Genomic DNA, 24298 nt, shown 5'->3' with positions numbered 1-24298 from the left:
GGTCTACAGCTCTCGTTCTAGTCGGTGCAGGAAGTCGGGGGTGTCCTCGGGAGGCAGTGCCGATGCTGTCATGGCGTCGAACCGGCGGGTGAACCGGTCGACCTCACGGGGCTTGTCCGAGGTGGAGACCGATCCCCAGCCGCTGTCTGCCTGGACACGGGGCGGCAGCTCGTTGCCGAAGTCGAGGATCGCGAAGTCGTTGATGGAGCGGTAGCTCGGGCGGAACGGCAGCACCTGGACGGTGACGTGGTCCCACCCCGACAACTCCTCGATCCGCGCGAACTGCTCGCGCATGACATCGGTGCCCCCGATCGGATACCGCAGGGCTGCCTCCCCCAGGATGACGTGCAGCTTGACGGGGCTGTCCCGGGTGAGAATCTCCTGGCGCTTCATCCGCAGCTCCACGTTACTTCGGATGAACTCCGTCGTGTACTCCTCGATCGGCTTCTGCACCTCGTGCACGGCTCGCGCGTAGCGCTTGGTCTGAAGCAGGCCGTACACCAGCGTCGGGTGGTACGCCTTCATGGACTGGGCTTCCGGCTCCAGCCCGACGAAGCCGGGCATCCCCGCAGGCATGAGCCCTCGGTACTGGGTCAGCCAATCCTGCTGGTTGGACTCCCGGTTGAGGTTGATCAGCGACTCGATGACGTCCTCGTCGGTGATGCCGTACTTGGCCAGCAGTCTCCGGAGGTCACCCACGTAACGGAAGTTCAGGGACCCCGTCTCGATCCGCTGCAGAGATGCCTCCGAGATACGCAGTCCCTGGACCGCCTGCTTGCGGGTGAGCCCGACTCCCCGGTCACCCGCGTCGCAGTTCTCGCGCAACTGACGTAGTTGCAAGCCGAGTTCGAGTCGCTGTGCCGTGCGCCCGCGCTTCGCTGCCATGTGCACCACCTTTGTGCCGCAGTACGTGTTGCTGGTCGTTCTGCGCCGAGTGTGGCACCCCGTGTTCTCTGCGTGCAGCCAATTGTGCAGATTCGGGCATAGTCCACTTTTGCCGAGACTGAATATTCAGGGCATGTTCGATTGTGGGCCTCCAGCAGGCTGAACACCCTAGTTGGACATCACCCAACTGAAGGGACCCCCCAATGCCCCCCGCCCTCCTCACCCACGACTGGTCCATGGGCTACCCCATGACCCTCCGCAGCGTCCGCCTCGCCCGCCTCCACGTCCGCCGCCGGCTCACCATGTGGATGTGGACCGGAGACATCGACGACGCCGTACTGGTCACCTCCGAGCTGGTCGCCAACGCCGTACGGCACGCCAAGGTGACCGGACACGAACTCTGGCTGCGGCTGGCCGAGTTGGAGGACGGCGGGCTGCTCATCGACGTGTCCGACCCGTTGCGGGTGTTCCCGGAGGTCGCCGCCGAGCCTGGTGCTGAGGACGGCCGGGGTCTCCTCGTCGTCTCCGGGATCGCCGCCGAGCTCGACTGGTTCCTGCGCGCGGACGTCGGCAAGACGGTCCGCGCCCGCCTCACGCGACCTGAGTCTCCTGCCCAACCGTCAGCCATGACGTGACCGTCGGGTCCGCCCGCTTCTTGGCCAGTGTCGTGCTTCCGCGGTCCGCCTCAAGGGCGCTGCACTCCGCTGCACTCCGCTGCACTCCGCTGCACTCCGCTGCACTCCGCTGCACTCCGCTGCACTCCGCTGCGCTGCGTTCCGCGTCGGCTGCGCCGATGGCCCTCCGGGCCACCCTTGACCCGGACCGCTCCAGCACGGGTTGGAAGCGAGCGGGCGGCCGGGGGAGGAGCGGGGGCCCAGGTTGGCTTGCGGGGCGGGTGGGCTGCGTCGCGGGCCGGGGTTGACGGACGCGGTTGCGTCTCGCCTGCACGCCGGGTGGGCTCAGCGGCTGCGGGGGAGTCGTCGGTGAGGGCGCGGCAGGCGTTCGGCGTGCGTCGGGTCGGCTCAGCGCCTGCGGGGGAGTGGGGGGCGGGGACGCGATCGCACTTCGCCTGCACGCCGGGTGGGTTTGGCGGCGTGCGGCCGGTGGGGTGGGGCGTAGCCGGTTCGGCGAGTGTGCCGGGCCGGTTCGGCGGCTTGCGGTGAGTGGGTGGCGGGGTGAGGGGTGTGACCCGAGGCCTGTCGGGGCGGTCGGGGCGGTCGGGGCGGTCAGGGTCATCAATTGGAAGGTTTGGATCACCTGTGGCGGGGAGGGGCCCTGGTCAGGAGGCCTGGCAGTGAGCCAAAGGTGCCAATTGCCTGGCCTTGCCCCGCTCGGTCGTCTCACTGAAGCGGGCGGACCCGACGGTCACGTCACCGTTGACGGTCGGGCAGCCGGCCTGTCCGTCCGTACAGGTCCGTGCAGGATCGGGTGCTCAGGCTGGCCGACCGCACGAGGAGGGGCCGCCCGGTGCAAGGCCCGGCGGCCCCTCCTCTCCCCTCCTGATGCCTATTCCCGGTCCGTCACTACCGGGGCAGCACCACGACATACGCGGCCGGCTCGCGGTCGGCCGCAGCCATCAGCGCCGTACGGACGACCGTTGCCTGCTGTTCCAGGGACTCGCGGAGCTTCTTCGGGGTGATGTGGACGACCGTGATGCCGAGCCGCTCCAGGTGCTCGCGCTTGCGGGCGTACTCGGACCAGAGGGCGTCGTCGTCCTGGCGCGGGGCGCGGGTGTCCAGCTCCAGGGCCACCGCCTGCTCGGGCCAGTAGGCGTCGAGGCCTCCGAGGTGCGGGCCGCCGGGGATGCGGAGGTCCACGTTCCACACCGGGTCGGGGAGGCCGTACTCGCTGACCATGCGGTACAGGTGGTCCTCGGCGATCGCCCGGCCCTCCGCGATCAGGGAGTCCACGGCGTCCACGACATGCGGGCGGCTCAGGAGGCGGGCCTGCGTCAACTCCCGTACGACCGCCGCCGGTTCGGTGTGGCCGCCGCGTACCGCCTCCGTCAGCAGACGGCGTACAGAGCCGGCGTCGGTCAGCTCGGCCACGGCGTCCGCCAGGGCCCTCGGGACCGGGGCGACGGGCAGGCCGGTGATGTGCGTCGGTGCCGGGAGGGACGTCGTACGGACGATGCGGGCGCAGCCCGTCGAGCGCAGGCGGCGCAGGCGCGGGACCAGGACGTCGATCGTGTCCAGGGAGGGGATCGGGGGAGTCGACGAGAAGCCGTGCAGGGTCAGGGCGGCCAGGCCCGTGATCACCGCGTCCGAGTAGCGGCACGGGGCGTCCGGCGCGTCGGCGTCCGGCTGCACCGGCACCCCGCCGCTCGGCTCGCGGAGCCGGGCCGCGTACGACAGCACCGCGTGGAGGCGTTCCTCGGAGGTGGGCGGGCCCGGGTGGAGCAGGTACACGCCGGGCAGGATCTGCTGCCAGGGGCCACCGGGGCGGCACTGCTCGTTCGTCTCGGCGGGGGCCACGCCGTGTGCGCGCAGCTGCGCCGCCGTCAGCACGCGGCGGTGGGCGTCGGAGACGCGGCGGAGGGGGTGGGGGGAGAGCGGGGAGTTGTGGTTCATGACCCGCCAATTCCCGCGTCCGATCCGCTCTTTAACCGCTGTTACACGCCCGTCGGCAAATCCGGACAATCCCGCCCTAAAGTACGGGTGTTCGAGTGCCGATAGTGGCTGGTCCGGATGGGGGTGGGGGAGGGTTACGGCTCTGAATACCGGTATTTCGTAACGGCCGATGACGGTACCGGTGGAGCCGTCGAAGAGGAGCGAAGAGGAGAAGGGCGCCGGCGCCCTTCTCCTCCGGCTCACCCCGCCGCCGCGTCACACTCCTGCCCCCTGAGCGCCCGCGCCAGGTCGTCCCGCGCCTCCAGTACCAGCCTCCGCAGCGCCGGCGGAGCCGACTCGTGGGCCGAGAGCCAGGTGTCCGTCGCGGCCAGGGTCTCCGGTGAGTCCTGGAGGGAGGGGAACAGTCCCCGCACCACATCCATCGCGATCTGGATGGACCGCTCGGCCCACACCCGCTCGATCGCCTCGAAGTACTTGGTGGCGTACGGCGCCGTCAGCTCCCGCTGGGACGACTGGGTGAAGCCCGAGATGGTGGCCTCGACGAGGGCGTTGGAGAGGGTGTCGGACTCCACGACCCGGGCCCAGGCCTGGGCCTTGACCGCGGCGGAGGGGCGGGCGGCCAGGCAGCGGACCTGGTGGCGCTTGCCGGATGCCGTGTCGTCGCGGTCCAGCTCGGCGGCCAGGACGGACTCGTCGGCCACCCCGTGCGCGGTCAGCGGCTCCAGGAGCGCCCAGCGCAGTTCCTGGTCCACCTCCAGTCCCTCGATCCGCGCCGTACCCTCCAACAGGCCCTGCAGCAGCAGGAGATCGGACTCGCTGGTCGCCACCGCCGCGAAGAAGCGCGCCCAGGTCAGCTGGTGCTGGCTGCCGGGCTCGGCGAGGCGGAACTCCTTCAACGCGCCCTCCGCGAGGAGCCGTTCGCCCGTCGGCCGCCACTTGGGCGCCGCGTAGTACGTGAGCGCCGAGTTCACCCACGCGTGCAGCATCTGCAGGACCCCGATGTCGGACTCGCGCCCGGCGAAGCGCAGCACCAGGTCGACGAAGTCGCGGGCCGGCAGCAGTGCGTCCCGGGTCAGGTTCCACAGGGCCGACCAGCACAGCGCCCGCGCGAGGGGGTCCGAGATGTCCCCCAGGTGTTCGCGCAGCGTCGCCAGCGAGCCCTCGTCGAAACGGATCTTGCAGTACGTCAGGTCCTCGTCGTTGACGAGCACCAGCTCGGGGGCCTCGGCACCGGCCAGCTCGGCGACGATCGTCCGCGGGCCGTCGATGTCCACCTCGGCGCCCGCGTAACGCTCCAGCGCGCCCCCGTCCGCACGCCGGTACAGCCCGATCGCCACGCGGTGCGGCCGCAGTTCGGGGTGGGACTCGGGAGCCACCTGGAGGACGGCCAGCTCGTCGACGCGGCCCTCCGGGCTCAACAGCACCTGCGGGGTGAGGGAGTTGACCCCGGCGGTCTGCAGCCAGGCCCGCGACCAGGCCGCAAGGTCGCGCCCCGAGGTCTCCTCCAGCGCCGACAGCAGGTCGCCGAGGCGCGTATTGCCGTACGCGTTGCGCTTGAAGTAGCGGCGCGCGCCCTCCAGGAAGGCGTCCTGACCGACGTACGCCACCAACTGCTTGAGCACGGACGCCCCCTTGGCGTACGTGATCCCGTCGAAGTTGAGCTTGGCGTCCTCCAGGTCGCGGATGTCGGCCGTGACGGGGTGCGTGGAGGGCAGCTGGTCGGCGCGGTACGCCCATGCCTTGCGGTTGTTGGCGAAGGTGATCCAGCCGTTGGTGAAACGGGTCGCCCCGACGAGGGAGAAGGAGCCCATGAAGTCGGCGAAGGACTCCTTGAGCCACAGGTCGTCCCACCACACCATGGTCACCAGGTCGCCGAACCACATGTGCGCCATCTCGTGCAGGATGACGTTCGCCCGCCGTTCGTACGACGCCTGCGTCACCTTGCCCCGGAAGATGAACTCCTCGCGGAACGTGACGAGCCCCGGGTTCTCCATCGCGCCGAGGTTGTACTCGGGCACGAACGCCTGGTCGTACTTCCCGAACGGGTACGGGTAGTCGAAGTGGTCGTGGAAGAAGTCCAGGCCCTGCTTGGTGACGAGGAAGACGTCGTCGGCGTCGAAGTACGGCGCGAGACCCTTGCGGCACATGGCGCCGAGGGGGATCTCCAGCTTCGTACCGTCCTCGAAGACCCGCTCGTACGTGTCCGTGACGTAGTGGTACGGGCCCGCCGCCACCGCTGTGATGTACGTCGAGATCGGCTTCGTTTCCGCGAACCGCCAGACCCCGTCGGTGAGTTCACCGGCCCCGTTGCTCCACACGACCCACCCCTCCGGAGCCCGGACCTCGAAGCGGAAGGGGGCCTTGAGGTCCGGCTGCTCGAAGCCCGCGAAGACGCGGCGGGAGTCGGCCGGCTCGTACTGCGTGTAGAGGTAGACCTCGCCGTCCTCGGGGTCGACGAAGCGGTGCATGCCCTCGCCGGTGCGGGAGTAGGCGCACCGGGCGTCGACGATCAGTTCGTTGTCGGCGGCGAGGTCCTCCAGCAGGACGCGCGACCCGTCGAAGACCTCGCTGGGGTCGAGGTCCTTGCCGTTGAGGCTGACCGCGGTGACGCCCGGCGCGACCAGGTCGGCGAAGCTCGTGGCGCCCGGGTCGGCGCAGCGGAAGCGGATCGTGGTCACCGAGCGGAAGGTGCGCGGCTCGCCGCCGGAGTCGCCGACGGCGGAGCGCAGGTCGAGGGAGACCTCGTACCCGTCGACGGACAGCAGTGCGGCCCGCTCCTGGGCCTCGTCTCGGGACAGATTCTCACCGGGCACGGGCGGCGCTCCCTCTGGTGTCGTATGGGGGTTTTGCGTGTGGACGCCCTGTACGGGGTGTCCTGTACGGGCGTGAACAGGGCCGATCCTGCCATGCACCCCTGACGCACGGGAGTCGGGAATGGAGTGGGTCGGTGCTGTTGTTGCCGCCGGAAAGGCTGTATTTCAAGGTTCAATATTCAAGATCCAAGGAGAAGCATGTCCGAGCAGACCTCCGCCAAGACCCCCGTCGACTTCTGGTTCGACCCGCTGTGCCCCTGGGCCTGGATGACCTCCCGGTGGGTCCTGGAGGTGGAGAAGGTCCGCGACATCGAGGTGCGCTGGCACCTGATGAGCCTCGCGGTCCTCAACGAGGACAAGATCGACGAGCTCCCCGAGGAGTACCGAGAGCTGCTTGAGACCAAGGCGTGGGGGCCGGTCCGGGTCGTCATCGCCGCCCAGGAGGAGCACGGGGCCGAGGTGCTCGGCGACCTCTACACCGCGATCGGCACGCGCGTCCACAACCAGGGCGAGGGCATCGAGAAGGAGGTCGTCGCCGCCGCCGTCAAGGAGGTCGGCCTCCCCGACTCCCTCATGGACCACTGGGACGGCACCCCCTACGAGCCCCAGCTGCGCGCCTCCCACAAGGAGGGCATCGACAAGGTCGGCCAGGACGTCGGCACCCCCGTCATCGCCGTCCCCGGCGCCGACGGCAACCAGATCGCCTTCTTCGGCCCCGTCGTCACCCCCGCCCCCAAGGGCGAGGAGGCGGCGAAGCTCTGGGACGGGACCTTGCTGGTGGCTTCTGTTCCGGGCTTCTACGAGATCAAGAGGACGAGGACGCTGGGGCCGGACTTCAGCAACCTGTAGGGCGTGTGCGGGTGGGGCGGCCGGGATGCCGCACCGGCCCGCTCGCCGCCGCCTCAGTCGACCTCGTCCGGCATCCGCAACGGCCTCCTGAACCGCTTCTCGGTCAGGTAGGTGCGGAGGTTGCGGCAAGGGGTGCCGTCGGGGCGGTCCTTGGCGCACATGAAGTACTGCTCGACGTACTTCTCCCCGGTCTCTCCGCGCAGCCAGACCTTCTGCGTCGGGGTCAGCGGGGTGTGGACCTCGGTGGTCCGGCAGGTCTGGCAGGACAGCAGCTTGGGCGTCGGCATCCCGTCACTTTCACCCGGAGTCCGCCGCACCGGAAGGCACCACGCGCCACGCGCATGCCGGAACGCTCCAACACCACCCCCGCGCGACTGCTGTCCCTCATGCCGGAAGACCCCCGCGAGTCACGTCCTCGCGGGGGTCTTCCTTTCAACCGCCTGCCCGGTGAACGGTGAGAAGACGATCACGAGCAGGACGCCTTGTTCGTCCCTCAGGGGGCCAGCAGCAACACATCCGTGCGGGACCTGGCGGCCGCGTAACGCCGGGCCACGTCCTGCCAGTTGACGACCTGCCACATGGCCTCGATGAAGTCGACCTTCTGGTTTTCGCCGAGTGGGGCGTGCTCAGGACGTCGAACGCGTGATTCAGGGCTGCCGTCGACCGACATGTGTTGGAGGAGCGGACATCCTGGACGGCGGGGCGCAAGCCAAGTGGTTCGCCCGCCGAGGAGGCCTCACCCGAGTCCCGACTGATCGTGGAGTGCGCGGTCGCAGGACGAAGGAGCCGAAGTCGCTCGGCGCTCCGGCTCGTCGCCACCGTTTCCGGTCATCCAGTAGTTGGTTCCGGTACTGGAGTTGGAGTTCTCTCCCGCCATCGGCCGGAGGCTCTCCCCTGGATCGCTCCGGGGAGTCTGACGGCGCTCAGGTCCGTCCGGCGACGACCCTCCCGGCCGCCGGGCGGGTCATTGACCCTCCGTGTCGAACGCTACGGGCCTGGTGCATGGCGTGGGTCGGAACGGGGTGTGGTCACTCTGAAGGGTGAGTTGGCGCGGAGTAGTCGTACGGCAGTTCAGGGAGTGTGTAGACGGGCATGAAGGGTCCCCTCCGACCTCTTATTGCAAAGAGCTTGCAAGTGCAGGCTAGCAGCAAGAGGATGAGGTACGCGTGCTCGGACACGCAAAAGGGCCCTCGCACGAAACCGTCCGTCCTCCGTGCGAGGGCCCTGTGACCGGCGACGTCAGTGGCGTGCGCGCGCCCGCTGCCACGCGTACCCGACCGCTGCCAGGACCACTGTCATCCCGCCCGTCGAGTACAACTGCACCCGCGTGTCCGGCTCCCGGGCCATCAGCACGAACACCGCGACCATCCCCGCCAGCGCCACCCACGTCAGCACGGGGAACGCCCACATGCGCACGACGAGCTTCTCGGGGGCCTCGCGCTCCAGCCGACGACGGAGGAGCAGCTGCGAGACGGCGATGAAGATCCAGACGACGAGGATCACCGCGCCGATCACGTTGAGCAGCCAGGGGAAGACGTCATCGGGGCGCCAGTAGCTGAGCGCCACGCACACGAAACCGAAGACGCAGGACGCCAGGACCGCGATCCTCGGCACCCCGCCCGACACGCGCCCGACGGCCTTCGGGCCCTGGCCCCGCTCCACCAGCGAGTACGCGATGCGCGAGGAGCCGTAGATGTTGGCGTTCATCGCGGAGAGCAGGGCGACCAGGACGACCACGTTCATCAGCTGTCCGGCGCCGGGGATGCCCAGGTGCTCCAGGGCGGCGACGTACGGGCCCTTCTCGACGACGGCCTTCGAGTCCCACGGGACGAGGGTGACGATGACCGCCATGGAGCCGATGTAGAAGAGCGCGATGCGCCACATCGCCGTACGTACCGCGCTCGCCACGCCCCGTACCGGGTTCTCCGACTCGGCCGCCGCGATGGTCACGGTCTCCAGGCCGCCGTACGCGAAAATCGACGCGAGCAGGCCGATGACCAGGCCCTCGGTGCCGTTCGGGAGGAAGCCGCCCTCGCCGGTGAGGTTCGTCAGGCCGGGTGCGTCGGTGCTGGGCAGTACCCCGGCGATGGCCAGCACGCCCAGCGCCAGGAAGAGGGTGATCGCGCCCACCTTCAGTGCCGCGAACCAGAACTCGAACTCACCGAAGTTCTTCACCGCGGCCAGGTTCGTGGCGAGGAACGCCACCATGAAGAGGGCCACCCAGGCCCACTCCGGCGTCCCCGGCAGCCAGCCGGTCACGATCTTCGCGGCGCCGATGCCCTCCAGGCCCACGGCCGTGCAGAGCAGCACCCAGAAGGACCAGCCCGCCGTGAAGCCCGCCCACGGCCCGAGCGCCCGCTCGGCGTGCGCCGAGAACGAGCCCGACGAGGGATACGCGGCCGACATCTCGCCGAGCATCCGCATCACCAGCATGACGAGGAGACCGGAGGCGGCGTACGCGAGGACGATCGACGGCCCGGCCGCGGCGATGCCCGCCCCGGAACCGACGAACAGGCCCGCGCCGATCACGCCGCCGAGGGCGATCATCGACAGGTGGCGCTGCTTGAGGCCGTGGGACAGGGCAGGGGTGGCGGGGGGTTCCTCGACGGGGGTGGTGTCGAGCGAGGTCCGAGACATGAGCGCGGGGTGTCCATTGCTTGTACTTGAGATTGGGCAGGCTGTACTTGAGATTGGGCAGGCTCGCGGTTTGGCGAGATCCCACAGTCTCTGTCCACCTCACCCTTGTGTGCAAAACGGACCCACCCCAAGTGACAAGGGTCACGCCGCCCCAGGTGTATCCGGGGACCTTTGTATGGAGCACACCAAGCGCGCGCTCCACCCTTTGTCGAGCGCTGATGGTGATCGGCTCATGGGCGCCGGTATAGCGTCACCGTGTCCCGAACCGCCCAGCTGCCCTCCCGCGGAGTCCCCATGAGCACCGTTGCCGTCCCCGCCCGCACCGGCCAGGTCCTCGCCGACCTGCTTCCCGCCTCCCGCGTGCGGGACATCGCCCTCGTGGCCGGCGGCGCCGCGCTCACCGGCCTGGCCGCCCAGCTCGCCGTGCCCGTACCGGGCTCCCCGGTGCCGGTGACCGGGCAGACCTTCGCGGCCCTGCTCGTCGGCACCGCCCTCGGCGCCGGACGCGGCTTCCTCTCCCTCGCCCTGTACGCGCTCGCCGGTATGGCCGGGGTGCCGTGGTTCGCCGGCGGCAGCTCGGGCTACGCCGCCCCGTCCTTCGGCTACATCATCGGCCTCCTCCTCGCCGCGACCGTCGTCGGCGCCCTCGCCCGGCGCGGCGGCGACCGCTCGGTGCCGCGCATGGCGGGCACGATGCTCGTCGGCGAGGTGATCATCTACGCGATCGGCGTGCCCTACCTGGCCCTTGCCGCCGACCTGTCCCTGACCGCCGCCATCGCGGCCGGCCTCACTCCGTTCCTGATCGGCGACGCCCTCAAGGCCGCGCTGGCGATGGGCGCGCTGCCGACCGCGTGGAAGCTGCTCAAGCGCTGAGGCTGCGGTTCCCGAGCCTTCATTCGATCTCCCTCCGTTCTCCCTTCGATCTCCCTCCGCTCTCCCTCCGCTCTCTCTCCGGCCTCCCTCCAGCGGTTTTGCCACGCGGACACCCCTCTCTCAAACCGGGGCGAACTGTGTTGTCATGGAAGGAGGTTGGAGGTGTTCGCGGATGCGGATCGCGAGCCGCTACCGCCTTGCGGAACCTGTCGGGCAGGGCGGCATGGGACGGGTCTGGCGCGCGACCGACGAGATCCTGGACCGGCCCGTCGCGGTCAAGGAACTGTGGCTCGACGGCCCCGCCGAGGAAGAGGACCCGCAGACCCGGCGTGAACGCGCGCTGCGCGAGGCGCGGGCCAGCGCGCGCATCGACCACCCCAATGTCGTACGGGTCTACGACGTCGCCGAGGAGGCCGGCCGGCTCTGGATCGTCATGGAACTCGTCGACGCCCCCTCCCTGGAGAAGGTCGTCCACGAGGACGGTCCGCTCGGCGTACGCGAGACGGCGCGCGTCGGGGTCGCGCTCGCCGAGGCGCTGCGTCGGGTGCACGCGGCCGGGGTCCTGCACCGCGACATCAAGCCCGGCAACGTACTCCTCGGCCCGGGCGGCCGGGTCGTGCTCACCGACTTCGGGATCGCCGCCCTCCAGGACGCCCGCCCCCTGACCGCCGCCGGCGTCCTCATCGGCTCCCCGGAGTACATCCCGCCCGAGCGCGCCACCAGCCACCCCACCGGACCCGCCGCCGACCTGTGGGCCCTCGGCGCCACCCTCTGCACGGCCCTGACCGGCCGCTCCCCGTTCGCCCGTGGCTCCACCGCCGAGACACTCCTCGCGATTGTGTACGACGAGCCCGAACTGCCCGGCGATACCTGCCCGTTGACCCCGCTGCTGCGGCGGATGCTGGCCAAGGACCCGGCGGCGCGGCCGGGCCTCGACGAGATCGTGGCGTACCTGACCCCGGTGGCACTGGCCCCCGACCCGGCGGAACAGCCGCCGCCCGACTGGCGACCGAGGCTCCTCGTTGCCCTCGTACTGATCGTGACGGCCGCAGTGGCCGCCGTCATGATCGTCACCGCGATCGATCCGGGCGGCGAGACCCGGCTGCCGGAGGAGCGCCGGCCGACGACGGGCCAGCCGCCGCCGACGGTCGCGGGCACGGCACGCCCGCAGTCGTCCGAGGGGGGAACGTGACGGTGCCTCCGCGGTGAGTTCGGGCCCGCGGAGACGCCGTACGGTCAATCGATCGGTCAATCGATCGATCAAGCACTCGGTCAAGCGCTCGGTCAATCCGTCAAATCGATCGCCGTCAGGACTGCCGGATCCGGCGGTGGGACGACCACCACATGCCCGCCGCGCCCGCCGAGATGAGCGCCGCACCGGCCGCGCCGAGGGGCAGGACCCGGTCGGCGGGACCGGTCTTGGGCAGTTCTTCCGGACCTTCCGGACCTTCCGGACTGTCGCCGCCCGGGGTGACTGGGGAGTTGTCGGTGCCGAGGAGCAGCGGGGTCGTCGGGGCGTTCGGCGAGGGGTTGTTCGAGCCGAACGGGACCGGACCCTGCTGCCAGTACGTCTTCGAGCCGTCCGTGTTCTGGACGGGGAGGCAGATCAGCCCCTTCTGCTTCACGTCGAAGGTCGCGTCGACGTCGTACGATTTGGACTCGCCGGCCGCGAGATTGTCGATGGGGCAGGAGAAACCACTGTTCGAACCTTCGGGCAGATCGCCCTCGGCGATTTCTGAACAACCTTCGACGCCCTTGACCGTGAGTCCCTCAAAACCGATCACAAGCAGTCGGAATTCACCGCTGTCGTTGGGTCCTCCATTCTTCACCGTGGCAGTAATCGCCGTTTCCTGGGTGCTGTTGTCGACCGAGATCTTCTCGGGCAGCAGGGTCGTCAGTTCGATGCCTGCCGGTGCTTCGTCAATGCCCTTTCCCCCCTTCTCGCTCATCGGCCCCTCGTCGTCCGCTCCGGCGGTGACGGAGAAGATCATCACCGCCGAGAAGGATGCGGTGAGCAGCAATCCCGCGACGCTCACGGCGCGACGAGAACTCTTGTTCAAACTCATGTTCCATCCCCCTTGTGCCCCCACGGCTGCGCCCTGAATTCGCAGTCCTTGAAGAGGTACCACAAGATTTCTCCGCACTATGCTGGTGCGACACGAAGTTGTGACGAATACGCTACTTCGCGGTTCACCTGTAGCGGGTTGTGACGGGTGGTGCGGAAGGGCTGAAGGGTTGAAGGGCGGAAAGGGGGCTCGGAGGTGCCGGGAATCACGAGGGGCGGCGTTCCGGGATTACTGGTGACGGGCCGTTATCGGTTGGTCGAAAGCATTGGCCAAGGGGGAATGGGCCGGGTCTGGCGGGCCGCCGACGAAATGCTCGACCGGCTCGTTGCCGTCAAGGAAATGCGGATCGACGGCCTCGACCCCGAGGACACCCGCACCCGCCGGGAGCGGACCCTGCGAGAGGCCCGGGCCACCGCCCGGATCGACCATCCGGGCGTCGTGCGCATCTACGACGTCGTGGACGAGGGCGAACGGCTGTGGATCGTCATGGAGCTGGTCGACGGCCGCTCCCTGGAACACCTCGTCGCCGAGGACGGCCCGCTCGACGTCCGCGAGGCCGCCCGCATCGGCCTGGAGCTGGTGGCCGCGCTCGGCCAGGTGCACGCCGGGGGAGTCCTGCACCGCGACATCAAGCCGGCCAACGTCCTCGTCGAGCGCGCCGGCCACCACCGGGTCGTCCTCACCGACTTCGGCATCGCCGCCATCCAGGACGCCGAGGCCCTGACCATGGCCGGCATACTCGTCGGCTCCCCCGACTACATGGCCCCCGAACGCGTCTCCGGCCGCCCCCAGGGCCCGCCCTCCGACCTCTGGTCCCTCGGCGCCACCCTCTGCGCGGCCCTCGGCGGCCACTCCCCCTTCTCCCGCACCACGACCCTGGCCACGCTGCACGCCGTGCTGTACGAGGAGCCGGAACTGCCCTCCAGGGCAGGGGAGTTGGAGGCCGTACTGGCAGCACTGCTGGAGAAGGAGCCTTCGGTACGGCCCGGACTGGAGGAGCTGGCGGAGGCGCTGGGGTCGGTCGCGGAGGGGGGTGGGGATTCTGCCGAGCCTGCGGGGGCCGGGGAGGTCGAGATACCGGACGCCGACGAGCCCGATGGATCCGAAGGGGGCGAAGGGGGCGAAGGTGTTGAAGGGGGCGAACCCGAGCAGCCGCCGTCCGCCGCCCCCGAGGCATCGCAACCCGACTGGTCACCCACCCGGATTCTCAACCGTGCGGCCGTGCCCGCCGCCGAAGCCGTTGAAGCCGCCGAAGCCGCCGAAGCCGCCGAAGCCCCCCAAGGTCAGGAACTCCCCGCCACCCAGCGCCCGGCAACCGCCCACGCCGAGAACGCCTCCTCCGAATCCACCCCCGAGGGCACCCCCGAACTCCCCTCCTCAGGCGCGACGTTGGGACTCGGCAGGGGCTTTCCCGCCCCCGGCCCCCAGGTGGAGCACCCGGAACCCGCGTACGGCGGTCAGCCACCGCAGCCGCAGCCGCAGCCGCAGCCGCAGCCGCAGCCGCAGCCGCAGCCGGCGGCCGGGGAGAGCGGGCTGCCCACGCGGCACCGGCCCGCGCCCATGCCGCCGGGGGAACTGCTCGGTCCCGCCGTACCGTCCTCCCCGGCCGGTACGCGGCGCAGCCGGCGCCGTATGGGCTTCGCCGCGGTCGCCGGAGTGGCCGCGGCCGGAGCGGTAGCGGCGCTCGTCATGTCGGCGACCGGCGGATCACCGGACGACGACAAGGACCGGGCCGCGCCCAAGTCCCCGTCGTCGTCCCCGTCGTCTTCTCCGCTGTCCTCCCCATCGGGCTCGGCCGGCACGAAGGCCAGTCCGTCCCCCACCGTCGCCGGCACCGCACGCCCGCCCAGCCTCCCGCCGGGAGCCGTGGAGGAGGCCGGGCTGTATGCGTGGGTGCCGCCCAAGGGCTGGAAGCGGGTGGCGCACAGTGGTGCCGAGGTGCACTACACCTCGCCGGACACGGGCCAGGAGATCCTGGCCAATGCGTCCCCGGCCCGCGGCGACCTGCTGGCGCAGTGGCAGGGCGAGGAGGAGCAGGACACAAGCAAGGGCCTGAACTACTCCAGGATCCGTCTGGAGGAAACCAGGTTCCGTGACTGGCCCGCGGTCGTCTGGGAGTACACGGTCACCGCCAAGGGCAGCCTCTGGCACGTCCGGCTGCTCGGCTTCCGTGCGGGCGGCATGTCGTACGAGATCAGTACCTGGTACCCCCCGGACACGGAGGAACGCTCGCTTCCGGCGTACGAGAAGGTCAGGGAGGGCTTTACGCCACTGTGAGGCGCAGAGGTCCTTGAACCTTGGAACCTGTGTCGCCGGCGGAGCTTTTCCTTCGTCCGCATGGCATTGCTCGCGGTTTTCGTGGATGACACCCGGAGAGGCCGTGGCGAAACAGGCGTGTCACACTCGTGCCATGCGCGTCTACCTCGGCTCCGATCACGCCGGTTACGAACTGAAGAATCACCTCGTCGAGTGGCTCAAGGCCGCCGGCCACGAGCCGGTCGACTGCGGACCCCACATCTACGACGCCCAGGACGACTACCCGCCGTTCTGCCTGCGCGCCGCGGAGCGTACGGCCGCCGAGCCCGGTGCCCTCGGCGTCGTCATCGGCGGGTCCGGGAACGGGGAGCAGATCGCCGCGAACAAGGTCGAGGGGGTTCGGGCCGCGCTTGCCTGGAGCGTGGAGACTGCGTCGCTCGGGCGGGAGCACAATGACGCGAACGTGATCGCGGTGGGGGCTCGTATGCACACCACCGAGGAAGCGACCAAGTTCGTCGAGACCTTCCTCAACACGCCGTTCTCCGGCGATGCCCGTCACATCCGCCGCATCGACATGCTGTCGGCGTACGAGACGACGGGCGACCTGCCGCCGATTCCGGCACACCACCCGTAGCAGTAACGGATTTTTCCGCCCCCGCCGCCCCTACCCGTCCCATCCTCCAGGGGCTGCCGCCCCTTCGCCCCCGCCTCCGGGGCTGCGCCTGGTGCGCGCGAGGGTCCGGTCGATGACGTACGTGGCTGCCGCCCCTTCGCCCTCGCCTCCGGGGCTGCGCCCCCGGCCCCCGCTGTGGCTGGAGTGGGTGGGCGGTGTGCGGGTGCGTGGGTGTTGGCCTGGGGTGGGTGGTGTGGGTTGTGGGGTGTCTGCGGGTTGTGTGTGGCTGGTCGCGCCCACGCGGCGGAGCCGCATATCGATACAGCCCCGCGCCCCTGACGGGGCGCGGCTCCAGCCCGGGCCAGCACTCATCAGCTCGGGCCAGCACTCATCAGCCCGAGCCAGGCTCTCCAGCCCCGCCAGCTTCTCCAGTCCCGCGCCAGCTTCTCCAGTCCCGCGCCAGCCTCTCCAACCTCGCCCCAAGCCTCTCCAATCCCGGGCCAAGCCCCGACTCCGCGCCGAGCCTATCCAGCCACGGCCGGCACCCCTCAGCCTGTCCGGCGTTTGAGGACGAGGCCGCAAGGCCGATTCACCACCCACCCAGGAGCACACTCCCAAGCCACCCCGGCCCCCTCCAGCCCGTCCGGCGTTTGAGGACGAGGCCGTTCAGGCCGACCCACAGCAACCTCCACCCACCCGCAGACAACCCACCCACCCCGGGGGGCCAGGGGGCGCAGCCCCCAGGGGCCGGGGTCGAAGGGGCGGAGCCCCTGGGGGATGGGACGGGTAGGGGCGGCGGGGGCGAGAGAATCCACGCACCCGCACCCACCCCCCAGCCGCACCCACCCCCCAGCCGCACCCACCCCCCCAGCCGCACCCACCCCACCCCACCCCACACCGGAGACCCCCATGCCAGAAGGGCACACCATCCACCGCCTGGCCGAGGACTACCTCGGTCACTTCGGCGGCCGGAAGGCGCGCGTCACCAGCCCGCAGGGCAAGTTCACGGACGCCGCCGCCCTCCTGGACGGCACGGAACTCACCACGGCGGAAGCCCACGGCAAGCACCTGTTCCTCCGCTTCGCCACAGAGGAGTGGATCCACATCCACCTCGGCCTCTTCGGCAAGGTGAACTTCGGCCAGACCCCCGCACCCCCACCCACAGACACGGTCCGCCTCCGCCTCGCCAACGACACCTCGTACGTGGACCTCCGCGGCCCCACAACCTGCGCCCTGATCACCACCCCCGAGAAGCAGGCCATACACGACCGCCTGGGCCCGGACCCCCTCCGCCCCGACGCCGACCCGGCCCAGGCGTACCGCCGCATCTCCCGCAGCCGTACGACGATCGCCGCCCTCCTCATGGATCAGAAGGTCATCGCGGGCGTCGGCAACGTCTACCGCGCGGAAGTCCTCTTCCGCCACCACATCGACCCCTACCGCCCGGGCAAGGACATCAACTCCCGCGAGTGGGAGGCGATGTGGGCCGACCTCGTCGAGCTGATGCGTGAGGGCGTACGCAACAACCGCATCGACACCGTCCGCCCGGAACACACCCCCGAGGCCATGGGCCGCCCACCTCGCGTCGACGACCACGGCGGCGAGGTGTACGTCTACCGCAGGGCCACCCTCCCCTGCCACATCTGCGGCGACGAGATCCGCACCGCCGACCTCGCCGCCCGCAACCTCTTCTGGTGCCCGATCTGCCAACAGCTCTGAAACACCCGAAGCCCGACCACCGGCCCAAGCGCCCGAACACCCCCCGCAGCCCGAACGCCTACCCGAGCAGCCCGAAACCTCCCGCAGCCCGAACGCCTACCCGAGCAGCCCGAAACCACCCGCAGCCCGACCCAGCCCGACCCAGCCCGAACGCCTCAGAACCCATGCGGCAGCCACGGTGCCACCGCCGACGAAAACGCGACAGACGCCTCGGCCAGCGCCCCCTGCCGCACCTCCCGCACCAGCCCCGCCGCCGCGAGCGAAGCCAGACTCACCCCACCCAGATACGCCGCCCCCAACTCCCGTACGGACAGGACGAGATCGGCGGCGTCACCCGTCCGCTCACAGGTCGCCCCCTTCGCGTCACCACTGAGCCGCAGACGCGCCTCGTTCCAGGGACAGAACGCGTCCTCGACCTCCAACACGACGTCCACCGGCGCCTGATACGTCCGCGCCTCCAGCGCCGCGCCCACGTCGACGAGCCGTACGTACAGCCCGTCCCGCACCCGCACCCCGCACCGCCGGATGTCGGACACCATGTGCAGCCACGGCTCGTCCACGGGCCGCGCGCTCGCGTGGATCCCGGAGGTCAGATCGAGGTCGAAGAGGAACCGCCACAGCGCCGCGTGCGCCGCCGGATCGAGGGCGTCGAGCCGCGACAACTGGACCGTGCTCCTGGCCCCGGTGTGGTCCCAGTCGGGCTTGATGCGGAACCGGGCATACCCCACCACCTCGTCGCCGCGCTCGGCGACGACGCACTGCAACGGCGAGGCCCCGTCCCGCTCGCTCTCCGGGTCGAGCAGCGCCACCCGCTCCCAGCCGGGCCGCCGGGCCAGCATGCCCGGCCGCTGGGGGACCAGCCGCGCGTACACCGCCTCGCACGCGTCGAGCACGTCGGCCGGCGCCGCGTACCGCAGGCGTACGTCGTCGGTGCCGGGCGGTACGGACAGGCGTACGCGGGCGGTGTCGACGTCGACGCTGATCTGGTGGGTGGCGGCGCCGTAGCCGAACCGGCCGTAGATCTCGGGTTCCGACGCGGTCAGTACGGCGAGGGGCTCGCCCCAGGAACGGACATCGTCCAACTGCCGCCGCATCATGGACCGCAGCACCCCGCGCCGCCGGTGCGTGGCCGCGACGCTCACCATCGTGACGCCCGCGGCCGGGACCGAGGCGCCGCCGGGCACCGTGAGCCGGAAGGTGAACGCCCCGGCCGTACCCACGCATTGGCCGCCGTCCCACGCGCCGATCGACCGGTCGCACTCCGTGAGCGAGTCCCACAGCTCACGCTCCTCAGCCGACTCCGGCACCCCGCCGAAGGCGCGGATGAGGTTGTCGTACCAGACGTCCCAGTCGGCCTGCCGCAGCACCCGCAAGTCAATCGCCATACGCCATGCCTAGCAGGGCGATTCTGCACGGGCGAACGATTTTCCGCCGAGTTGATCGCGATTCACCCTCATATCAACCGAATCGACTGTTTCCGCTGGGTCGACATCAGAAGGGCCGAATCCTGCCCCTCGGTGTGAGATCTGTGTGAGATTCGTCGTGAACCGGCCCTCGGAAGGGGGACAAGTGGGACCTCCCGTGCACAGGAGCTGGTCCGATGGATAAGGTCCCGAACAATGGCAGCAGGACGAGAGCGGCGCGCGGCGGCCGAGACGTTCACGGCCCGGTTGAAGAAGTTGGTTCACCGGGTCCGCACCGGCCTGCGTAAATCCGCGGTCGACTACTTCCGGGGCGACGGCTCCGACTGGATCGCGCTGGTCGGTCTGCTGCTGACGATCCCGCTGATCGCCTCGTTCACGTTGATCAACTCGGTGTGGGTGGCGCCCGCCGCGCTGGTCCTGCCGATCGTCGCGGGCGGGCTGCTCCTGCGCCCGGCCAGCCTGCTCGGGCTGTACGCGGCCGCGGCGACCGCGCTGATCATCGAGTCCGTGCAGCTGGGCCCGTACACGGAGGGCTCGTCCCGGGTGACGCCGGGCACAGTCCTCGTCGTGGCGGCCTGCGGTTTCTTCGGTCTGCTGCTCGCCCAGTTCCGCAACCGTGTGGGCGTTCCCTGGCGAAAGGGCGGCACGATGCTCTTCGACCTGCGTGAACGCATCCGGGTGCAGAGCAAGTTGCCGCAATTGCCGATGGGTTGGCACCGGGAGATGGCGCTGCGGCCGGCCGGCGGGCAGTCCTTTTCGGGCGACTTCGTCGTGGCGGCCCGTACGAACGGCGGGCGCACGCTGGAGGTCGTCCTCACGGACGTCTCGGGCAAGGGCATGGACGCGGGCTCGCGGGCGCTGCTGCTCTCCGGCGCCTTCGGCGGCCTCCTCGGCTCCCTCCCGCCGCACGCGTTCCTGCCCGCCGCGAACGGCTACTTGCTCCGTCAGGACTGGGACGAGGGCTTCGCCACCTCGATCCACCTCGTCCTGGATCTCGACTCCGGCGACTACGAACTCTTCTCCGCCGGTCACCCTCCGGGCCTCCAACTCAGCGCCGGCAGCGGCCGCTGGGAGGAGAAGGCCGCCGAGGGCCCACTCCTCGGTGTCTACGACGGCGCCCAGTTCGACCCCGTCAAGGGTTCCTTGCGCCCGGGAGACGTCCTGATGCTCTTCACGGACGGCCTCGTCGAGACGTCCGACCGCGACATCGTGGAAGGCATAGACCGCTTGACCGGCGAAGCCGACCGCTACGTCCCCGGCGGCTTCCACGGCGCCGCCTGGCACCTCATCGAGGCAGTAGCCAAAGACGTCAACGACGACCGAGCCCTCCTCCTGATCTGCCGAGAGGGCCTCACAACACTCCGCTGACGCCCACGGGGAGGGGCGCGGGGCTGTATCGATATGCGGCTCCGCCGCGTGGGCGCGACAAGCCACAAACAACCCGCAGCCCCCCAACAATCCGCACAACCCACCCCCTACCGGGATTCCGGGGGCGAAGCCCCAACGGGGTCGAAGGGGCGGAGCCCCTGGGGATGGGACGGGTAGGGGCGGCGGGGGCGAGAACAAACACGCGTATGACACGCACAGACGCCCCGCCCCCCCCAGACGCGCCCCCTCAGCCCGACGACCCGCCCCGCCCCCGAGCCACCCCCACCGCATCCTGCCGAACTCGAAACGCCCACTCCACCCGAGGCTCCACCGCAAACCGGAACACCCACCGCACCGGCACCGCGCACAACACCGTCATACCGACGACCGCAAGCAGGGTGACAAAGATCTCACCAGCCGGCCGGTACACCCACGCGTTCTCGTCGTACCACCCCCAGAACCGCGCCCCCTGAATCAGAAACCCGTGCAGCAGATACCCGTACAGCGTCCCGGCCCCCAACACGGTGAACCACATCGTCCGACGCGGCACCCAGGAGAAGAAGCACACGGTGAGGACCATCGAGCAGCCGAACAACGCGAGCGTCATCACGACCCCGGCCCACCACGGCGCCCCCAACTCCGTGGCACTGTCCCGGTGGTAGAACCACGCCGAGTTCATCCACGGCGCCGCCCAGTACGCCACCGCCAGCGCCCCCACCACAACCGGCACGGACAGAATCCGCACCTCACGACGCCGCATCAACTGGAAGTGCTCGGGCTTCATGAACAGCCCCACAACGAAGAACGGCAGGAACTGCAGCACTCGTTGCAGGTCCAGGTCGTCACCGATGTCGGGCGAGACGGAGGCGAGTACGGCGATGCAGAGCGCGACCGGCACCGGCCGGCGCACGATCTTCCACAACGGGGTCGTCATCCGCCACACGAACAGCGCGATCAGGAACCAGGTGAGGTACCAGGGGTCGAGCAGGCTGATCTCATGGCTGGGGTCGTGGTCGCCGTAGCGCTTGAAGAGGGAGTACGCGGTCTCGAAGAGCACGTACGGGACGGCGACGCCGGTGATCAGCCGCTTGAGCCGGTCGGGGCGCATGTCGAAACTGCGGGAGAAATAGCCGGAGATGAGGATGAACGCCGGCATGTGGAACGCGTAGACGAACATGTAGAGCGCCTCGGCGGCCCGGCTGTGATCGGTCAGCGGCTCCCAGACGTGGCCCATCCCGACGAGTACGACGGCCAGGTACTTGGCGTTGTCGAAGAACGCGTCACGCTGTCTGACGGCCGCACCAGAAGCAGCGGCCGCACCAGAAGCGGCGGCCGTACAAGAATCAGTGGCCGAACCGGAATCAGTGGCCGAACCGGAATCAGTGGCCGCACCGGAAGCAGTGGCCTCACCAGAGGCAGTGACCGCGCCGGAAGCCGGACTTGGCGGTCGAGAGGCGGCCCGTGGCCCACCCTGACCGGGGACGCGCGGTCGCAGCGAGTTCGTCACAGACCCTCCCACCAGTGACTCGGCGGAACGATCCGAGCACGCGCCGCGTGTGCGGGGGACGTGGCAGCGGTGAACATCTGAGGCACCCTAGCGTCGCCCGCAGGATTCCGTAAAACGCTCCTCGTGAATGTTCTATTGATGCCCACGAGTGCACGGGATTTGAGCACTTGACGACCACGGAACGGCATGGCCCGCGTCGGCTCGCAACGGCATGCATAGGGTGCCCGTACGCTGCCCCGGCCCGTCACAGGCACAACTCATACGCCCACTTCTGTCCCCCTTCATCCCGACTAAATGGTGCATAACGCCTGCGGGTGACTCCCGTTGGAATGTCCGTGGAATGCCCCCTTCCGCTGCCCCGATGTGCTTGTGCCGACAATTCGAATTACTTGCGAACGGGATGTGTGCGCATCGAAATGAGTGCGGCGAAATTCCGGCGAGAGTGACCCTTCGAATTGCTGTACGGGAGATGATCGCGGTGGTTGCGGACGCGCAGGTCCCGCGTGTGGTTCGGCCAACGTTGCGTCACCCGCCGCATACAGGGGCCGGGTTGGTGGCACGATGGTTCTGGCGGGGGTGTGCGGGGTCGGCACCTCCGGGCCGGGAGAGTGGACCGACCGTAGGGTGTGATCAGTTGTGGCCATTTCGCTGTCAGTGGTGCTGCTGTTGGCGATCATCCTCGTGGTGTTGCTACGAGGGGGGAACCTCAAGGCGGGCCCCGCGGTCGTCGCTGTCCTCTTCGGCTTCTTCCTCGCTTCGACGGGAATGGCCGACGACATCCAGAGATTCCTCAACTCGATAGCGGAGACCATCAACTCCATCCAGTTCTAGCCGGTCTGGCAGGTCTGGCCGGTCCAGTCGGTTTCGGCGGGAACCGGTTGGTGTGACATCCGGGCGTACCCGTCCGGCTCGCCCCGCACAAGAGGACAGAGGACAGAGGAACGTACCGGCATGGCGCTGCACGACCTGGACTCGCCGGAGGAGCCGCCAGGGTTCGTTTGGAGCATCACCCCTTTGAGGGAACGTGCGCTCGACGGGCGTGTGGCTGCGCAGCCGATTGCTGGCATTTTCAGTGCCTGGTGACGACAGTCACGTTGCCGGGCGGTCCTGGACGGATCTCCGACCCGTCCCGGTTGCTGGCAGAGCAGTCGTCAGGCGGACCTGAGTGCCGTCCGACTCGCCGGAGCGATCCAGGATGAGAGTCTCCCGCGTTCATGCAGGAGAGAGCTGCAAATACCCGGCGAGGACCTAACGCCGACCCTGCCGCGGGCTCTCCGGCTGTGAGGGCCCGCGCAAGGGCCAGTCGAGCTCTCCGTGACATCCACCGCGCTGAGTCGTCCACCGGGACCTGAAATCGGCCAATGTGATGCTTGCCGAGGACGGGCCCCGCGTCATCGACTTCGGCGTCTCCCGGGCCACCGAGTTCGCGAGCGCCGACGCGCTCACCCAGACCGGACGGGATGGCGGTACCGCCCGCTGCGAAGTCGAGAGTGGGGGGAGGGCACCCCGCCCTTCATGTCACCCGAGCAGTTCTCGGCCCCGCAGGACGTGGGCCCGGCCTCGGACATCTTCTCCCTCGGCGCGGTCGTCGCGTACGCCGCCACCGGACGCGGCCCCTTTGACGCCCCCAGCCCGTACCAGACGGCACTCCGCGTCGTCGACGGCGACCCCGGACTCGACGGCGTACCCGACGAGTTGCTGCCGTTCGTCACGCTCTGCCTGGCCAAGCCCCGCAAGTCCCGCCCGACCCCGGACGAACTCCTGACCCTGCTGCGGAACGGCACGCCCCCTGCCCCGCGCCCCGCCGGTCCCCCCGCTGAGCCGGACATCGCCGTCGACGGCGATGACGGAGTGCGCCCCCGCCGCCGTCGACGACGGCTCCTGATCGCAGGAGCGGCCGTCACCGCTCTGCTCGCCGCAGTCACGGCCACCGCCGCCGCCATCTCCGACGAGGACTCTTCAGCCGCGCGTGACCTCCCGGAGGGCTTCGAGGCTTGGCGCGAGAAGGCGAAGCGTCCCGGAGCCGGCGGCGGCTCGTTCAGCCGCTGCGCCGCCGCCGGTACGTCCCTGCTGTGCGCCGGCAACGACCTCATGGCCGCACGCTTCGCCCTCGCCGACGGCTCGGGGGCCTGGTCCCGGCACGTCGACCCCACGCCGGGCTCCTTCGGGCTCGGCGAGGGCACGATCATCGGCACCCGCGACGGCAGGGCGTTCGTCTATGCCGACGACATCACGGAGCAGGGCCCCGAGAACGCGGGTGCCACCGTGTACCGGTACACGGTCCAGGCCATCGACCCGGACACGGGGCGAGTCCATTGGGCGACCGGCACAGGCAGCGGCGACACAGCGGTCGCGCCGGATCCGCACGAGACCGGTGAGGAACTCTGGGAGGGCAACTCCACCGTCGAGGAGCCCGGCCCGCCCCTGGTCTCCGCCACCCACGTCTACCTGGCGTCCTACAGCGGCCGCCTCGCCGCACTCGACCGCCGCACCGGCAAGGTCACGGGAGCCTTGCCGGGCCGCGACGACGCCGGCGAGGCCGACTATGACATCGGCGGCGCCCCCTTCACCCTCGTCGGTGACGCCCTGTACGTCCCGTACGGCGTCCACTCGGTGTACGCGGTCGACGTGACCACCCTGTTGAGCGATGCCCCTTGACCACGACGCCCCTTGACCACACAAAAACCTCCGGCCCGATTCCGAGGAACCGGGCCGGAG

Annotated in this window: 18 protein-coding genes and 1 pseudogene; 10 read left to right on the top strand and 9 right to left on the bottom strand. The window is 69.8% G+C overall.

Translation table 11 applies throughout. The features are described 5' to 3' along the window. Nucleotides 1–3: 3 nt before the first annotated feature. The gene (locus ACWD3C_RS35570) at nucleotides 4–885 is read right to left on the bottom strand and encodes a helix-turn-helix domain-containing protein (protein WP_451150524.1); all 882 of its coding nucleotides are present in this window, start codon (nucleotides 883–885) and stop codon (nucleotides 4–6) included. Nucleotides 886–1088: 203 nt separating this feature from the next. Between ACWD3C_RS35570 and ACWD3C_RS35565 the strand changes: the two genes are divergently transcribed. Next, nucleotides 1089–1520: an ATP-binding protein gene (locus tag ACWD3C_RS35565; protein WP_451150522.1), complete on the top strand. Its 432-nt coding sequence runs from the start codon at nucleotides 1089–1091 to the stop codon at nucleotides 1518–1520. An 888-nt stretch (nucleotides 1521–2408) separates the two neighbouring features. Here ACWD3C_RS35565 and ACWD3C_RS35560 read toward each other — a convergent pair. Then, entirely contained in the window at nucleotides 2409–3455 is a 1047-nt protein-coding gene (locus tag ACWD3C_RS35560) for a hypothetical protein (protein WP_451150520.1), read from the bottom strand. 239 nt (nucleotides 3456–3694) lie between these two features. Then, entirely contained in the window at nucleotides 3695–6268 is a 2574-nt protein-coding gene (gene pepN / locus ACWD3C_RS35555; RefSeq protein WP_451150518.1) for an aminopeptidase N, read from the bottom strand. Nucleotides 6269–6466: 198 nt separating this feature from the next. Here pepN and ACWD3C_RS35550 point away from each other — a divergent pair, with 198 nt between their 5' ends. Further along, nucleotides 6467–7117, top strand: coding sequence for a mycothiol-dependent nitroreductase Rv2466c family protein (locus ACWD3C_RS35550; protein WP_451150516.1), 651 nt, complete (start codon nucleotides 6467–6469; stop codon nucleotides 7115–7117). Nucleotides 7118–7170: 53 nt separating this feature from the next. Here ACWD3C_RS35550 and ACWD3C_RS35545 read toward each other — a convergent pair whose 3' ends face one another. The 3 genes and pseudogenes from ACWD3C_RS35545 to ACWD3C_RS35535 form a co-directional block, all read right to left on the bottom strand. Then, nucleotides 7171–7404, bottom strand: coding sequence for a hypothetical protein (locus ACWD3C_RS35545; RefSeq protein ID WP_451150514.1), 234 nt, complete (start codon nucleotides 7402–7404; stop codon nucleotides 7171–7173). A gap of 206 nt (nucleotides 7405–7610) precedes the next feature. Further along, nucleotides 7611–7727 (bottom strand): annotated as a pseudogene (locus tag ACWD3C_RS35540) (superoxide dismutase); the annotation flags it as partial. A 629-nt stretch (nucleotides 7728–8356) separates the two neighbouring features. After that, nucleotides 8357–9754, bottom strand: a complete 1398-nt coding sequence (locus tag ACWD3C_RS35535) for an amino acid permease (RefSeq protein WP_451150512.1) — start codon at nucleotides 9752–9754, stop codon at nucleotides 8357–8359. 294 nt (nucleotides 9755–10048) lie between these two features. On the opposite strand from ACWD3C_RS35535, the gene ACWD3C_RS35530 reads away from it, so the two are divergent. Together ACWD3C_RS35530 and ACWD3C_RS35525 are read left to right on the top strand one after the other, a co-directional pair. Further along, nucleotides 10049–10627 carry a biotin transporter BioY gene (locus ACWD3C_RS35530; RefSeq protein ID WP_451150510.1) on the top strand — a complete coding sequence of 193 codons (579 nt, stop codon included), beginning with the start codon at nucleotides 10049–10051 and terminating at the stop codon, nucleotides 10625–10627. A 172-nt stretch (nucleotides 10628–10799) separates the two neighbouring features. After that, nucleotides 10800–11819, top strand: coding sequence for a serine/threonine-protein kinase (locus ACWD3C_RS35525; RefSeq protein WP_451150508.1), 1020 nt, complete (start codon nucleotides 10800–10802; stop codon nucleotides 11817–11819). 115 nt (nucleotides 11820–11934) lie between these two features. On the opposite strand, the gene ACWD3C_RS35520 is transcribed toward ACWD3C_RS35525, so the two are convergent. Beyond that, nucleotides 11935–12693, bottom strand: a complete 759-nt coding sequence (locus ACWD3C_RS35520) for a hypothetical protein (protein ID WP_451150506.1) — start codon at nucleotides 12691–12693, stop codon at nucleotides 11935–11937. Between the two features lie 279 nt (nucleotides 12694–12972). Here ACWD3C_RS35520 and ACWD3C_RS35515 point away from each other — a divergent pair, with 279 nt between their 5' ends. The 3 genes from ACWD3C_RS35515 to ACWD3C_RS35505 all read left to right on the top strand — a co-directional run bounded on the left by ACWD3C_RS35515 (nucleotide 12973) and on the right by ACWD3C_RS35505 (nucleotide 17281). Then, nucleotides 12973–14970 carry a protein kinase domain-containing protein gene (locus tag ACWD3C_RS35515; protein WP_451150504.1) on the top strand — a complete coding sequence of 666 codons (1998 nt, stop codon included), beginning with the start codon at nucleotides 12973–12975 and terminating at the stop codon, nucleotides 14968–14970. Nucleotides 14971–15103: 133 nt separating this feature from the next. Continuing rightward, the gene (locus ACWD3C_RS35510; RefSeq protein WP_451150502.1) at nucleotides 15104–15583 is read left to right on the top strand and encodes a ribose-5-phosphate isomerase; all 480 of its coding nucleotides are present in this window, start codon (nucleotides 15104–15106) and stop codon (nucleotides 15581–15583) included. Nucleotides 15584–16471: 888 nt separating this feature from the next. Beyond that, nucleotides 16472–17281: an Fpg/Nei family DNA glycosylase gene (locus tag ACWD3C_RS35505; RefSeq protein WP_451150500.1), complete on the top strand. Its 810-nt coding sequence runs from the start codon at nucleotides 16472–16474 to the stop codon at nucleotides 17279–17281. Between the two features lie 155 nt (nucleotides 17282–17436). Here the strand turns inward: ACWD3C_RS35505 and ACWD3C_RS35500 are convergent, their stop codons facing one another. Then, a complete protein-coding gene (locus ACWD3C_RS35500) occupies nucleotides 17437–18666 on the bottom strand; it encodes a GNAT family N-acetyltransferase (RefSeq protein ID WP_451150498.1) in 1230 nt (409 codons plus the stop codon). 234 nt (nucleotides 18667–18900) lie between these two features. Here ACWD3C_RS35500 and ACWD3C_RS35495 point away from each other — a divergent pair, with 234 nt between their 5' ends. Continuing rightward, nucleotides 18901–20073 carry a PP2C family protein-serine/threonine phosphatase gene (locus ACWD3C_RS35495; RefSeq protein WP_451150496.1) on the top strand — a complete coding sequence of 391 codons (1173 nt, stop codon included), beginning with the start codon at nucleotides 18901–18903 and terminating at the stop codon, nucleotides 20071–20073. A gap of 247 nt (nucleotides 20074–20320) precedes the next feature. Here the strand turns inward: ACWD3C_RS35495 and ACWD3C_RS35490 are convergent, their stop codons facing one another. Continuing rightward, nucleotides 20321–21580: an acyltransferase family protein gene (locus ACWD3C_RS35490; RefSeq protein ID WP_451150494.1), complete on the bottom strand. Its 1260-nt coding sequence runs from the start codon at nucleotides 21578–21580 to the stop codon at nucleotides 20321–20323. 636 nt (nucleotides 21581–22216) lie between these two features. Between ACWD3C_RS35490 and ACWD3C_RS35485 the strand changes: the two genes are divergently transcribed. Continuing rightward, nucleotides 22217–22411, top strand: coding sequence for a hypothetical protein (locus tag ACWD3C_RS35485; protein WP_451150492.1), 195 nt, complete (start codon nucleotides 22217–22219; stop codon nucleotides 22409–22411). A 684-nt stretch (nucleotides 22412–23095) separates the two neighbouring features. Continuing rightward, entirely contained in the window at nucleotides 23096–24238 is a 1143-nt protein-coding gene (locus ACWD3C_RS35480) for an outer membrane protein assembly factor BamB family protein (RefSeq protein ID WP_451150490.1), read from the top strand. The last annotated feature ends 60 nt before the right edge of the window (nucleotides 24239–24298 follow it).

Source organism: Streptomyces sp. NPDC002845 (genome assembly GCF_053591955.1).
This window is presented reverse-complemented; position numbering and strand designations above follow the sequence as displayed.